Source organism: Fundidesulfovibrio butyratiphilus (assembly GCF_054657235.1).
Map to the genome: position 1 here is coordinate 314,404 of NZ_BAAHXA010000001.1, position 12,687 is coordinate 327,090.

The 12,687-nt window shown below is 58.8% G+C and carries 13 protein-coding genes, 1 tRNA gene and 1 pseudogene; 11 read left to right on the forward strand and 4 right to left on the reverse strand.

The window, feature by feature from the left end; translation table 11 throughout:
• Positions 1-158 precede the first annotated feature (158 nt).
• The 11 genes and pseudogenes from ACYQ01_RS01485 (at position 159) to ACYQ01_RS01535 (ending at position 10,772) form a co-directional block, all read left to right on the forward strand.
• Positions 159-2,351: a DUF927 domain-containing protein gene (locus ACYQ01_RS01485; protein ID WP_459932065.1), complete on the forward strand. Its 2,193-nt coding sequence runs from the start codon at positions 159-161 to the stop codon at positions 2,349-2,351.
• 852 nt (positions 2,352-3,203) lie between these two features.
• Positions 3,204-3,479: a hypothetical protein gene (locus ACYQ01_RS01490; protein WP_459932066.1), complete on the forward strand. Its 276-nt coding sequence runs from the start codon at positions 3,204-3,206 to the stop codon at positions 3,477-3,479.
• 85 nt (positions 3,480-3,564) lie between these two features.
• Positions 3,565-5,205, forward strand: a complete 1,641-nt coding sequence (locus ACYQ01_RS01495; RefSeq protein ID WP_459932067.1) for a hypothetical protein — start codon at positions 3,565-3,567, stop codon at positions 5,203-5,205.
• A 7-nt stretch (positions 5,206-5,212) separates the two neighbouring features.
• Entirely contained in the window at positions 5,213-6,532 is a 1,320-nt protein-coding gene (locus tag ACYQ01_RS01500; RefSeq protein ID WP_459932068.1) for a phage portal protein, read from the forward strand.
• 45 nt (positions 6,533-6,577) lie between these two features.
• On the forward strand, positions 6,578-6,970 hold the full coding sequence (locus ACYQ01_RS01505; RefSeq protein WP_459932069.1) for a hypothetical protein: 393 nt from the start codon (positions 6,578-6,580) through the stop codon (positions 6,968-6,970).
• An 18-nt stretch (positions 6,971-6,988) separates the two neighbouring features.
• Positions 6,989-7,912, forward strand: coding sequence for a major capsid protein (locus ACYQ01_RS01510; protein ID WP_459932070.1), 924 nt, complete (start codon positions 6,989-6,991; stop codon positions 7,910-7,912).
• 11 nt (positions 7,913-7,923) lie between these two features.
• A complete protein-coding gene (locus tag ACYQ01_RS01515; protein WP_459932071.1) occupies positions 7,924-8,340 on the forward strand; it encodes a hypothetical protein in 417 nt (138 codons plus the stop codon).
• A gap of 185 nt (positions 8,341-8,525) precedes the next feature.
• Entirely contained in the window at positions 8,526-8,999 is a 474-nt protein-coding gene (locus ACYQ01_RS01520; protein WP_459932072.1) for a DnaT-like ssDNA-binding protein, read from the forward strand.
• A gap of 535 nt (positions 9,000-9,534) precedes the next feature.
• Positions 9,535-9,732: pseudogene (locus ACYQ01_RS01525) on the forward strand (hypothetical protein); the annotation flags it as partial.
• A 387-nt stretch (positions 9,733-10,119) separates the two neighbouring features.
• Positions 10,120-10,356 (forward strand): hypothetical protein, encoded by a 237-nt coding sequence (locus tag ACYQ01_RS01530; protein ID WP_459932073.1) that lies wholly within the window; start codon positions 10,120-10,122, stop codon positions 10,354-10,356.
• 263 nt (positions 10,357-10,619) lie between these two features.
• On the forward strand, positions 10,620-10,772 hold the full coding sequence (locus tag ACYQ01_RS01535) for a hypothetical protein (protein ID WP_459932074.1): 153 nt from the start codon (positions 10,620-10,622) through the stop codon (positions 10,770-10,772).
• Between the two features lie 90 nt (positions 10,773-10,862).
• On the opposite strand, the gene ACYQ01_RS01540 is transcribed toward ACYQ01_RS01535, so the two are convergent.
• From ACYQ01_RS01540 to ACYQ01_RS01555, 4 genes are all read right to left on the reverse strand, one after another.
• Entirely contained in the window at positions 10,863-11,336 is a 474-nt protein-coding gene (locus ACYQ01_RS01540) for a protein-export chaperone SecB (RefSeq protein WP_459932075.1), read from the reverse strand.
• Positions 11,333-11,662, reverse strand: coding sequence for a hypothetical protein (locus ACYQ01_RS01545; RefSeq protein WP_459932076.1), 330 nt, complete (start codon positions 11,660-11,662; stop codon positions 11,333-11,335). Before ACYQ01_RS01545 ends, ACYQ01_RS01540 begins: the two co-directional genes overlap by 4 nt.
• Positions 11,655-12,179, reverse strand: a complete 525-nt coding sequence (locus ACYQ01_RS01550; RefSeq protein WP_459932077.1) for a hypothetical protein — start codon at positions 12,177-12,179, stop codon at positions 11,655-11,657. The genes ACYQ01_RS01545 and ACYQ01_RS01550 overlap by 8 nt, the downstream gene beginning before the upstream one ends.
• Before the next feature lie 297 nt (positions 12,180-12,476).
• Positions 12,477-12,563 (reverse strand) — tRNA-Leu (locus ACYQ01_RS01555).
• Positions 12,564-12,687: the final 124 nt, after the last annotated feature.

Here is a 12,687-nt window from a genome sequence, read left to right on the forward strand (position 1 = left end):
TTGGACGGACCAATGTACAGAGAATTGCAAAGGCGCGGGCTCAACCGAAAGTCCACGCAAAGGGCTATCGATACGCTTGTCGAACGCGGGTCTGTCCGGCTTGTCCACACTTCGGCCAGTGGCGTCATTGTCGCCTGTGCGCGGGCTGGTGGTGCGAAGTGAGCGTATTTGAAGGAACTTTCACCGTTCCGGCAAGCATCCGAGACGTAAAATTGGGTCTGGCGGCTCGCATCTTTAGCCGTCATGAATTCGTCGCCCCTGCGCTTGAGCGGCCACGTGACACCCCGAAGACCTTCGAGGCCAGGGAGCGCTTGATTGCCCACGTCGGCCTTCGTGTGAAGTTCGATGACCTGCCGGGCGGAGGAGGAGAACTGCTTGAACAAGACATTGTAAGTGTGTTGGCCCAACTTTGGCACAGGGCGGGACGCGACTTCGCAGAACTTACGAAAGAGCATGTCTTTGCCCTGCTCGATCAAGCCGAATGGGAATATCGCAACGACCACACGGCGGCCATGGAATATCTGTCGGCACTGCCAGACCAGGATGAAGACTCACGCCAGCCACAGGGAGACATGGAGCGCTTCGTCGTCCGAAGCGACGGAGTTTTCTTCGTCCCTGTAGGGCCGAAAGGCCGCCCGCTTTCGCCTGAATGGGTCTGCTCGCCTCTGGCCGTGCCCGCGCTCACAAGGGACCTCGCCGGCGCGGAATGGGGAAGGCTGGTCGAGCTTCGAGACGCCGAAGGCCGCACGCACGAACTGGCCCTGCCCGCCCGGCTCCTGGCCGGCGGAGGCGAGTTGTTCGAGGAACTGCTTTCACATGGCCTTGTAATGGACAATCGCCCTGTCGGGCGACAACGGCTCAACGAATTTTTGACGAAAGCCAAGCCGGACGTGTTAGCAAGATGCGTTCCACGGATTGGATGGCATGGCCAAGGCCCGACAAGAACTTTCGTCCTCCCCGGAGCCGTGTTCGGCCACCAGGAGGAACGGATCGTACTTCAAGCCGACACCAGCGGCCATTCCTTCCGCGTGGCGGGAAGCCTTCAGGACTGGCGGGAGTCCGTCGGGCGCTACTGCGTCGGCAACACCCGCCTGGTGCTGGCCGTGTCCACCGCCCTGGCCGCTCCGCTTCTGGCCCTGGCCGGCGCGGAATCGAGCATCGTCAATCTCCACGGCATTTCGTCCAGCGGCAAAACAACCGCGCTCCATGTGGCGGGGTCCGTTTGGGGGGGCGGAGGCGTCACGGGCTACCTGCGATCCTGGAGAACCACCACAAATGCTCTCGAAGGCACCGCCTTGGGCCACTGTGACTGCCTCCTTTGCTTGGACGAACTGAGCCAAGCCGATCCCCTGGCCGTATCAGAAAGCGCATACATGCTTGCCAACGGGGCGGGCAAAACACGCGCCGACAGGCGAGGCAATCAGCGCCCGCCGGCCGAATGGCGCGTCATGTGCCTGTCGTCCGGGGAACTCACGCTTGAGTCACGCATGAGGGAGAGCACCCATTCCGGTTCCGGCGGCCGCCACAAGGCCGGGCAAGGCGTCCGAGTCCTGGACGTGCCAGCCTGCCCCGAAGGCGGGCACGGAGTTTTCGAGGAGCTTCACGGGGCCGAGTCCGGCCATGCGCTGGCTCGGCATCTTGGAGACGCCACCAGCCGACTCTTCGGCACGCCATCCAGGGCTTTCCTTGAAACGCTTGTCCAGAAGCCAGAGGAAGCCGAAAAGTTTGTCCGCGAAGTCACCCGCCGCTTCATCGAGGGCCACACGTGCCCCCGAATGGACGGCCAGGTCATACGCGTAGCCGCCCGCTTCGGCCTGCTCGCGGCGGCCGGGGAGCTTGGCACACGCGCCGGCGTGCTCCCTTGGCCCGCCGGGGAGGCCATGCGCGGCGTTGGCGCTTGCTTCGCGTCCTGGCTTGAGCAGCGCGGAACGTCAGGCCCTCAAGAGATTGATCGTGGTGTTCGTCAGGTGGTCGCGTGGTTTCAGAAAAACCACCTCGAACGCTTTCCGAACATCAAGCCGGACACAAGGGGCGACGTGAAGGCAGGAGATGCCGGCAGCGCGCCACAAGCCCTTGCCTGGCCGGCGACCACGCGCAGCCTGTCCGGCTACCGCCTCACGACCGAAACTGGCGAATGGATATTTTACGTCTTCCCGGAAACTTTCCGAGAAGAGATTTGCCAGGGCTTTGACCACAAGAGCCTGGTCAAGGAACTCACACGCCGAGGGATGCTTGAGCCCGACGGCTCGGGGAAGGCCACCACACAGATCAGGGTACCGGGGGGCCGTGGTCGCGTGCGCCTCTACAAGCTGAACGCCTCAATCCTGGACGGAGGGGAGGACGGGCAATGAGGCGGCTTGTCTCACCTGTCTCACCAAGGAAAATGGCAGGTGAGACACACGCAGAAGCAATAAAAACGAATAATCATAGACTGTTAGCCGCGCTGTCTCACCTGTCTCACCTGTCTCACCCCAAAAACGATGTGTACGAGATTTTCACAGCAAGAGGCGAAGCGACCACGGCAATGGCGACGGCGGAAAAAAAGCCCTCACGCGAATCTCTTATTTTAGGTGAGACAGGTGAGCAGGTGAGACAAATGAATAAAAGCCTTGTATTGCAGCGTGTTAGACCGAGCGCCCTTGTCTCACCTGTGAACGCAACAGGTGAGACAGGTGAGACAACAGGTGAGACAGGCGGGCGTCGGACCGAGCCCACGGGCCTAGTGCTACGATGTGATAAAAAAGTGCTACGATGGCAGGCGGCCACTTGTGCAAAAAGTTGCACAAGCACTAACTCAAGTTAGCGCAACACCCGCACCCATGCCCGCACCACCGGCCACCGTGAGCCCCCTGTGATTACAGAAAAAATTTACTGCGGATTCATAATCCGCCTGTATTTCAACATGATACTTATACATTCAAGCATGTTACCGATGAACTGTCCGAGAGGAAAATATGTCTGTCCCCACACTGTCCCCACTCCTCGCTTTCCATCACTCTAGCTTCGATACGAACGCGTTTATCATTCTCAATTTTGACAAACTTCATGATGCAATCATGAGTATATGAGGTTGCAAGCCCATGCCATATACGAGATTATGCGAGAAAGACGTTGCACGTCACCGTGACCCTGAGAAGCGATTCAAGATTGTGCGAGCGCAATTGCGCGAGATGTTGCCTGGTCGCTTATGCACAGGTCAGAAGATGCTGATTGAAACGCTTGTACCACTGTACCTTGAGATTTTGGAGAAGCGCGAGGACTACGGTAGGCGAGGATTCAACATGAAGGAATACATGGAGCTTCAAGAGCGATTCCAGAAGGGACTTACGGCCCTGGTGAGGATTGAGCCGCGCGGGTATCGCCGCGTCAAGTCGGATGGCGACGGGAAGGTAAGCGTTGTGGCCGCGTTGAAGTCTGGTGAGTCCAAGCCGAAGGCCGCACCTTCGGTTGGGTTCTTGGAAGGACTTTTCGATGCCTAGACGCGGCGGAGCCCCTGCCTGCCCTGTGGCCGCTCCCCCTGTGGCCCCGACGGAGCCTAGGAAGCGGCGTTCGGACGCTCAAATTTTGTCGTCCTGGAACGCCCCCGGCTCTGAGGGCTTCTTCAACTGGATCAGCGATGTACGGCCGCAGGTGTTGCACTCCGACAATCGATACCGCCCTGTGATCCTTGAGGACTGGCAGCGTGACATCCTGACCGAGGCTTTGGCCGTGGATGCGGCCGGCCTGTTTAAGCATTCCCTGGCCCTGACCAGGATGCCCCGGCGGCACAGCAAGAGCACCTTATGGGCGCTTGTGGTGCTGTGGCTGGCCACGAGCAGGGAGAACTGGACGATCACCCTTTTGGGGAACAGTGAGGAGCACTCGACCAGGACGCAATTCAAACCAATCCGGCGCATCATTCAGCATACCAAGGCCCTTGCCGCGATGATCCCGGCCGAGGGCATGTTGAAGTTCTCCATCACGGTGCCGCATACCGAAAGCACGATCCAGGGCGGCGCGTCCGGCATGGCCACGGCTTTCGGTGACCGCGTGAACGTCTTGTGGGCAAGCGACTTCCACCAAGTGGACCAGAACGTCTTTGACGCCCTCTCCGGCAGCCTCTTGGACTCCGAAGGCACGTTGACCCTGATCGATGCAAACGCGGACCCCGAGGGCGGCCCGGTCCATGCTCTAGAGGCCCTTGCCGCGACGGACCCGAAGATATTTTGCCGCGCCGTGGAGTACGAGAACTTCGAGGACTATTGCCTTCGCGCCCCGTCCTGGATCGATAGGACCAAGGCCCAGCAGTTGCAGCGCACGCAGCTTGGCCACGCCTTCAGCCGCGACATTCTGGGCCGGCGTTCCAGCGCCAGGAATGCGCTATTTCCTCAAGCAACGATTGAACTTTGTCGAAGCCCCATACCGCACCCCTTCCCGCCTGATAAGCTCCCGGAGTTGTTCGGAGGGCGCAGGTACGCCATTGGCGCAGGTCTGGACCGCTCCAAGCGCATTTTCGGCGGTGACTCAACCGTTTGGACTGTGACGGCGAAGGTGGCCAGTACGGCAAGCGATGGCGAGTCGGAATATTTTGTGTTGCATCAAGAGGTTGTGGAGCCAAACCTTTCAAGGTTCATCAAAAAGTGCATCGCTGACGACCACAAGGCCTACCGGCTCGATCAAGTTGTGTTGGAGAATTACGAGGTCAGCGACATAGCGCCATGGCTTGGCGACCAGGGCATACCTTATGAAGTGTTGTCGGCAACCACAACGAACCAGAACATAAGCTTCATAGAGTTGCACCGAATAGCGCGTGATGGGCGGCTTCACTTTTCCGATGCCTTGGAACGCCTTCCTTCAGAGATGGCGACGTTCATTTATGAGGAGTTGCGCGACGGCAACTATCGCTTTGGGCATGCAAGCCAAAAATTTCACGATGATACGGTTTACGCGCTGAATTGGAGCGTTTACGCAACACGCGCCCGCATATTGAACCTTTTCAGTCTGCCCCGGTTGCAATGCTCAAACATGAGTCCGCGTCGTTCATTATGTTTTCTTCTTAATGGCGACATGCAGCTACTTTGTGCGGATACATGCCGGGCGTTTCACGAAGTGGAGACGATGTTTCGTTCTTTCCGCCGTGTGCGGATGGATGACGAGATGACGTTGCCGACATTTTTCAAGACGTATGTGCGCGTGGACGGCCCGCGAGTGTACCAGAACGTCTAGGGAGACCATGATGCTGTTCAACGATATAACATCGGCCATTTCTCAGGCCATCTACAGCGGTCACGTCCACCAGGCGATGCAGCAGCGGAAGATGGACGCGGCCAAGCGTCTGGACTTCTACCATGACGGGCAGCTTGAGCATTTGAAGGTCATGCTTGCGGATCGGTTCGCGCAGCCTGAAAAGCTGGTTCCGCTCTTCATCAACGTGGTCAAGAAGGTCATCAACCTTCGGGCCATGGTCTACATGGAGGAGCCCAAGCGCAGCGTGGACGGGACCGACGCCGACAAGGCCCTTTTTGCCGAGGTTGCCGGCCAGTGCTCCATGTCCGTCAAGATGAAGCAGGCATCCCGCCTGGTGAAGCTCTTGAAGACCGTCATGGTCCGCCCGGTCTGGCGCAACAATCGACTGCAATTGGACATCCTGACCCCTGATATTTTGGACGTGACCACGGGCGACTCCCCGGAGGACACCACCGCCGTGTGCGTGACGCACTATCCCGAGAGCGGCAAGACGGAGGAGATGACCTTTTCCGTGTGGACGCCCGAGTCCTGGCAGCGCTTGGACTACCAGGGGCACCAGACGGACGGCGGGGCGAACCCCTACGGCGTGTTGCCCTTTCTGCCTCTGTGGGACCGGGCTCCTGTGGATTCCTTCTGGCTGGCCGGCGGGGATGACCTCATTGTCGGTCAGGAGGCTATCAACCAGGCTCTTGTGGGCCTGCTTCAGACCATGGACGCTCAGGGTTTCGGCCTGGGCTATGTTCGCGGTGCTGGTGGTGGCGGCGGGCAGTTGCAGGCCGGGCCGGGCTCGCTGATCGAGTTGCCCGAGGGCGGGGAGGTGGGCTTTGCCTCTCCTGAAGCGCCGATCGAGGAAGTGACCGGGACGATAGACCGCATCATGAAGTGGCTGGCTGTCTCGAACGGCCTGCCGGGCGCGTCCATGAGCGTGGACCCCACGGACGAAAGCGGAATTTCCAAGATCGTGGGCAACACGGAGCTTGAAGAGGCCAGGCGGGACGATATCGCCCTGTTCCGGGTCTATGAGCGTCGTCTGTTCGAGATCATCAAGGCCGTCTGGAACCACCACAACCCGACGCGCCGCCTTTCCGACGCCGCGACCCTTGCCGTCGATTTTGCTGACCCCAAGCCGGCGACCAGCGAGAAGGACCAGGCGGCCACCTGGGAAATTCTCATAAGCCTGGGGCTCATGAGCCCTGTGGACGCGGCCATGGAGCGCAACCCGGACCTGGCCACCAGGGAAGACGCCTTGGCCTACCTGCTCACCGTGCAGCAGGAGCGGCAGGCGCTCACCGGGAACACCCTCTAGCAAAAAACTCGCCAGCGACGGCGTAAAACATCGGAGGAATTTTCAATGTCTGACGACACGAACAAAGACAAAGTGGATCAGAATGATCCGAAGAGCGGCCAGGGAACGGACGGGAACGGACCCGACAACACCGGCATCAAGACCGTGCCCTATGAGCGGTTCCAGCGTGTGAACGAGGCCAAGAAGCAGGCGGAAGACGTGCTGACCGGGCTGGTCGAAGAGCTTGTCTCGGACGTGCCGGAGGACATGCGGGACATCATCCCGGACTTGCCCCCGGCTCAGAAGATCGGCTGGCTTCGTGCGGCCGGCAAGAAGGGCCTGTTCAACGCGAAGTCCGAGCCCAACGGCCCGGACAGCAAGCGTCCCGGCGGGAAGCCGCCCACTGATTTCACCAACATGAGCGCCACGCAGAAGATGGCGCACGGCTACGGCAAGTAGCCCAAGGAGATACGCATCATGGCCTTGACCCTCATCGAAGCCGCCAAGCTGGCGGAAACTCCGCTTCAGGCGGGCGTGATCGAAACCATCGCCAAGAACTCGGGCGTGTTGGAGCGCCTGCCGTTCCTGCCCGTGTCCTCGAACGCATACACCTACAACCGTGAAGAGACCTTGCCGGGCATCGCCTTTCGCGCCGTGGGCGAGGGCTACACCGAATCCACAGGCGTGGTGAACCCCGTGACCGAGGTTCTTTCCATCCTGGGCGGCGTCAGCGACTACGACCGCGCCCTGGTGAAGACTCAGGGCAACGTCAATGACCTTCGCGCCGTGCATGACTCCATGAAGGCGAAGGCGGCCTCGCTCAAGTTCACCCGGACCTTTTTCAACGGCGACAGCCTGACCGACCCGAAGGAGTTCGACGGGTTGGGCAAGCGCCTGACCGGCACCCAGGTCATAGACATGGGTTCCAGCGACGGCGGGGACGCGCTGACCCTGGCCAAGCTGGACGAAATGCTGGACGCCGTGACCGGCGGCGCGGACGCCATCTTCCTCAACAAGCGCCTGCGCCGGAAGGTTTCGGACTTGGTGCGGGCCGCCGGGCAGGCCACGGAAGCGGTTTCGGACGCTTTCGGACGGCAGTTGACCGCCTATGCCGGCGTCCCTCTGGTCCCTGTGGAGGGAGACGAGACCGGTGCGGAAATCCTGGGCTTCAGCGAGCCGGACCTCGACAACGGCGACAAGAGCGTGACCGCCTCGATCTACGCCGTGAAGTTCGGCGCGAAGGAATTCGTGTCCGGGCTTCAGTGCGGCGGCTTGGACGTGCTCGACATGGGGCTCTACTCGGGCGGGACCGCGTACCGCACCCTGATCGAATGGATTTGCGGCATGGCCGTGTTTCACCCGAAGGCCGCCGCTCGCCTGCGCGGCGTCAAGAACGCCTAGGAGGCAAGATCATGATCGACAGCACTTTTTCTCTCAAGGACGCCGGCCTGGTGGCCGCGAGCGGAGCGGGCACCGTGGGCGGCGTCGCCAAGGTTGCCGACGTGGGCGGGGGGCTTGTGGAAGCCTCGCTGGTCATCGACGTGACCGCCCTGGAAATCGCCTCGAACGACGAACTGTACAGCATCGGCCTTCAGGGCAGCGACACCAGCGACTTCGCCACCGGCTCCCCGGTCATCGAGGAACTGGCCGTATTGAACCTGGGGGCAGCCGAGGTCATCGGGGGCAACCAGGACTCCACCGTGGGCCGATACCGCCTGCCTTTCCGCAATGAGAAGGGTGGCGTCGTGTTCCCGTACCTGCGCGTCTACACGACCGTTTCCGGCACTGTGGCCACGGGCGTCAACTTCACGGCCCGGCTTGAGCCCTAAAATTTAGCTTCGCCTCATAGCGCCTATTGGCACTGGCCTTGGTAGCGCCCCATTTTTCAGGGTGTTGGGGGGCGCAAGACGCGGAAGTCATCCTCTTTCTTCCGAAAAGGCCAGGCCCGAACCCGCCGGGGTTCGACAACGCGGGGTTTCCCCGTCCCGGCAAAATTTCAACCCAGGAAGAAACCATGCCCGACGTACTCAGCGGAACAAACAGCTACGTCACCGAAGACCAGGCGGACGCCTATTTCGAGTCCCGACTCTACGCGACCGCCTGGACCGGCGCGAGCGAGGACGACAAGGCCAAGGCCCTCATCATGGCGGCCGTGCTCCTAGACCGCCACGTCGTTTGGCAGGGAGCCAAGGCGGACCCGTCCCAGGCCATGGAGTGGCCGCGTGTGGGCGTTCGCGGTGTTGATCCGGCCAGCGTGCCCAAGTCTGTCCAGGTGGCGCAGTGCGAGCTTGCGCTTGTGCTCCTGGGCAAGGACACCACGGCACAGTCGGACATGCCGGGCCTCAAGCGCCAGGTGGTGGACGTGCTCACCATGGAATATTTCGAGGGCGCGCACGCGGTGAAGGCCATCCCGGACAGCATCTTCGCCCTGGTGGCGGCCTACGGCTTTCGGGCTGGCGGCCTGGGCTCCATCACCTTGCGGCGGTAGGGCTCCCATGTCCGACCTCCTCGACGAAACCCTGAAGTTCACCCACAAGGTGGACCAGCGGGCTACGGGCCTGGCCGAAGACATGGTGCGGGAGCTTCGCGCCGTCCGGGCGGATATCGTGGGCAAGCTGGCGGCCCTGGCCGATGACATGGCCGGCGGGCGCGACTTCGAGGCCTTGCCCCTGGCCAGGAAGACCGCCTTGCTCGAAGCCCAGAAAGCCGAGGTGGAGCGCATCCTTGCCCAGGTCTACGCCACCTGTGGAGACCAGCTTCATGACGCTGGGGAGGACGTGATCCAGGCCAGCGCGACCCAGACGGTCACGGTCATGACCGAGCTTGCCGGCACGGGCGCGGCCCTGGCCGTGGGGCCGAAGCTCTCCAAGGACATCGTGACGGCTTGGTTCGAGTCCTCGACCGTGGAGGGCCTGACCATCAACGACTTCCTGGGCAAGCTGGAAAAGAACGCGGCGGAGCGCATCGTCAGCGCCGGCAGGCGGGCCTTGATCGAGGGCAAGGGGGTGGCGGCCACGGCACGCATGATCCGCGAAGAGGGGATCGAAGGGAGCGTGCCCGGCCTGGAAGGGCTGGCCCGTACCTACCTCATGAGCGCCAGCAATTATTCCCGCGAGAAGATCACACAGGAGCATTTCGCCGGTGCGGTGAAGGGCTGGAAGCGCGTTGCCGTGCTGGACGGCCGGACCTGCCTCGCCTGTGGAAGCGCTGACGGCACAGTCTATCCCTTGAATGAGCCCCGCCCGCCTCTGCCCGCGCATTGGCGTTGCCGGTGCGTCTACATTCAGGAACTCGTGTCCTGGCGGGACATGGGCATACCCATAGACGAGCTTGCCGACGCGGAAAGGCCGGCGGTGAAGCACGACGCCCGCACCGTCCACCACAAGGACGGGAGCACCAGCACGAAGTTCACCGTCGCGGACGTGGAGCACACAGGCGAGACCTATTCCGCCTGGATGAAGCGCCAGCTTGGGGAAGACCCGGCCTTCGTGCGCTCGGTCCTGGGCAAGACCCGGTTCGACCTGTTCAAGTCCGGCAAGCTGTCCCTGTCGGGCATGGTGACGGATGGGCGGATCAAGAAGTTGTCGGAATTGTAGGGAGGGAGCGACATGGCCAGCAAGTCACAGGTACGAGAATTTGCGCGGATCATGAAGTATCGCCAGCTTCATGGCGTGTGGCCGGAGGACGCGAACAAGAAGATATTGCGCCTGGCCAGGGAAGGCGAGGCGATTTGCAGACGCTCTTGTCAGATCGACGCCGGCCTGACGCCGGAGGCGCGACGGCAACGTGAAGCCCTGTTTTCTGGCGAAGACCCGCCGACCAGCAAGAACAGATATTTGCTGTAGCATCCATGAACGATCCGGTGGATGGCTATGGCGAGAAGCGCCCCCTGAACCAGCTTGAGGCTTGGAGCCTGGCGCGGATGACTCTTGCACATCCCTAAAAGCTGGTTTCGGTCCCGCCGGAGGCCGAAAGCGCCCGCGAGGGTTCCGGCAAAATTCTTATCGAAATAGCCCGCCTGTAAGCGCATTTCTAGTTAGAATAATTGAGCTTTTGTTCTTGCACACTGCCGCGTTTGTGGTACGTACTCCCAAAAGGAGACGACCACATGGACATGACAATCATTTTCGACACGCTGGCGGAGGAATTTGTGGAGATCGTGAAGGCGGCGGCGCAGGGCGACACGGCCAGGGTTCGAGAACTGGCCGGGCAGATCAGGGAGACGGCGGGGGAGATTGAGGTGTTGTGCGGACCGAAATAAATAGCAGGTTTTGCAAATCTACCTAATCTTGACTGATCAGTGAATCAGCCAACAAGCCAGAGAGGGGCTATTGGCTCCATAGAAGCAAGTTCAATCAAGAAGTTCGACATCGACATTAGTTAGCTTATGTTTAGCAATCTCATGAACATTTATCAAGGGCAACACAACCGATCCAAACCCAGAGCTTGCCAAAAAACTCATTACAGCAGCCCTAAGAAAAGGCATCAATATGGCAGGAATTTGGTTTTTTACTAAAGATTGTTCTTGCTCTTCTGTCAATCCTTCCTTGTCAACCTTAAACGCCCCAACGATTCCCGCATGCAGTTTAACAAGCTCCTCTTCTGGATTGTCGCTCTTTTTATTTAGAACGCGCATTTTCAACTCAACGCCACCAAGATATGTCTTGCGCGACTGCAAATACTGAGGAGGTCTAAAGCCCAACATAAACTCCCAGTTGTCTGCCCTAAAATCTTTTTGCGTCAGCACATCCCTACCAATTGTTGGCATAACATCAAATGAAAACTTATCAATTGTATATGATTCAAACTTAAATGAAGAAATCATGCGGCAAGACTCCATTCTTCAGAATCGCCTGTGGCAACCGTTTGCCAAGGGACACCCTGTTCCGAAACAACAGTGTCTACAGATATCCCACTGTCAATTTCTTGAAACGTTATCACTCCTTGCGAGCTATAAACAAATACAAAGTCATTCATCACATGTGTGCTACACACAGGCTCATTTGTCGAGTCATACAGTAAATTACTGACCTTATCTAGGCCATCAAACAACCCTGAAGAGGTTGAACTTTGTGCTAAAGAGACCATCTCTTCATCAGACATTGCCAATATCTCTGCAAGAACCTCGTTTATGACATCCTTTCTACACATCTGATATCCTCTCCATTTCATACGGTGGAGGAGAAATACAGCCAGAGGACATAACAACAATGCAAGGCGCTGACCGTTCTGGCCGAAAGAAACGTTTGGGCACGGGAATTGTAGCAAACAACACAAGCGGCTTAATGCCCTCCCGCTCAGCAACTTTCTCTACTAAACGATTTCTCATAAAATTTTTAGTTTTGTCGTCTATAGCTCGACCCCTTAAATCCTCATCCAACTTACGAAATGCTTCGGTAAAATTGCTATGATTAAGGTCGATATGTTCATTTTCTTTACAACAAATCGTAGCATGCAAAACTGCACACCCGCTCACATCAGACCCGTAGTCACCCCGATAAAATGATGCACGGTACCAATTACAGGAGTTGACTATTCCATTTTTCTCACGGAAGAAAAAATATACCCCATGCCCCCAGAAACCAAAGTTTTCTGTTAGGATAAATCCGGAGCGTTGAATACTCTCAGCATTAGCACACGTTGTCCCGTGCGAACCGTCCACCTTCATTTACGCAATAAGCCTTCAACGGAAAAGATAATAAACATGTGGCCCCTCTCGTAAATAGGCAAGCAATCTTCTCCTATCCCAGAAAGCTCGCCAACGCAAAATTTGTTTAACGGGGGGCAAAGCAACCTCGAAGTGGCGGGCTTACGCGCCTCACCAAGTGGGGACAAAAAAATTCCCAGATCATCCCCATCATGCCCTATCCGAAAATGGGGACAATGTGGGGACAGCCCCCATCCTCCCGGCAAAACCAAAGAAAAAAGGGCTTACGGTATTTCTCGTAAGCCCCTGTTTTCTTTATGGTACCGGGAGGGGGACTCGAACCCCCAAGGCCTTGCGACCGGCGGATTTTGAGTCCGCTGCGTCTACCAATTCCGCCATCCCGGCATGGGGGTAATCTCTTTAGACAAAACCTACGCGTCTGTCAAGAAAGGCGTGTCGCATCCGCCCTATTCGAGTCGTTTCCTCCACGCTCTCTTGGACCCGGCGTTTCTTCGGGCGTGCGGAAATG

Coding starts and splice junctions, on each gene's coding strand:
- ACYQ01_RS01500 (WP_459932068.1), top strand. CDS start 5,213: ATGATGCTGTTCAACGATATAACATCGGCCATTTCTCAGGCCATCTAC.
- ACYQ01_RS01520 (WP_459932072.1), top strand. CDS start 8,526: ATGCCCGACGTACTCAGCGGAACAAACAGCTACGTCACCGAAGACCAG.
- ACYQ01_RS01545 (WP_459932076.1), bottom strand. CDS start 11,662: ATGTGTAGAAAGGATGTCATAAACGAGGTTCTTGCAGAGATATTGGCA.
- ACYQ01_RS01535 (WP_459932074.1), top strand. CDS start 10,620: ATGGACATGACAATCATTTTCGACACGCTGGCGGAGGAATTTGTGGAG.
- ACYQ01_RS01505 (WP_459932069.1), top strand. CDS start 6,578: ATGTCTGACGACACGAACAAAGACAAAGTGGATCAGAATGATCCGAAG.
- ACYQ01_RS01550 (WP_459932077.1), bottom strand. CDS start 12,179: ATGAAGGTGGACGGTTCGCACGGGACAACGTGTGCTAATGCTGAGAGT.
- ACYQ01_RS01490 (WP_459932066.1), top strand. CDS start 3,204: ATGCTGATTGAAACGCTTGTACCACTGTACCTTGAGATTTTGGAGAAG.
- ACYQ01_RS01510 (WP_459932070.1), top strand. CDS start 6,989: ATGGCCTTGACCCTCATCGAAGCCGCCAAGCTGGCGGAAACTCCGCTT.
- ACYQ01_RS01530 (WP_459932073.1), top strand. CDS start 10,120: ATGGCCAGCAAGTCACAGGTACGAGAATTTGCGCGGATCATGAAGTAT.
- ACYQ01_RS01515 (WP_459932071.1), top strand. CDS start 7,924: ATGATCGACAGCACTTTTTCTCTCAAGGACGCCGGCCTGGTGGCCGCG.
- ACYQ01_RS01540 (WP_459932075.1), bottom strand. CDS start 11,336: ATGATTTCTTCATTTAAGTTTGAATCATATACAATTGATAAGTTTTCA.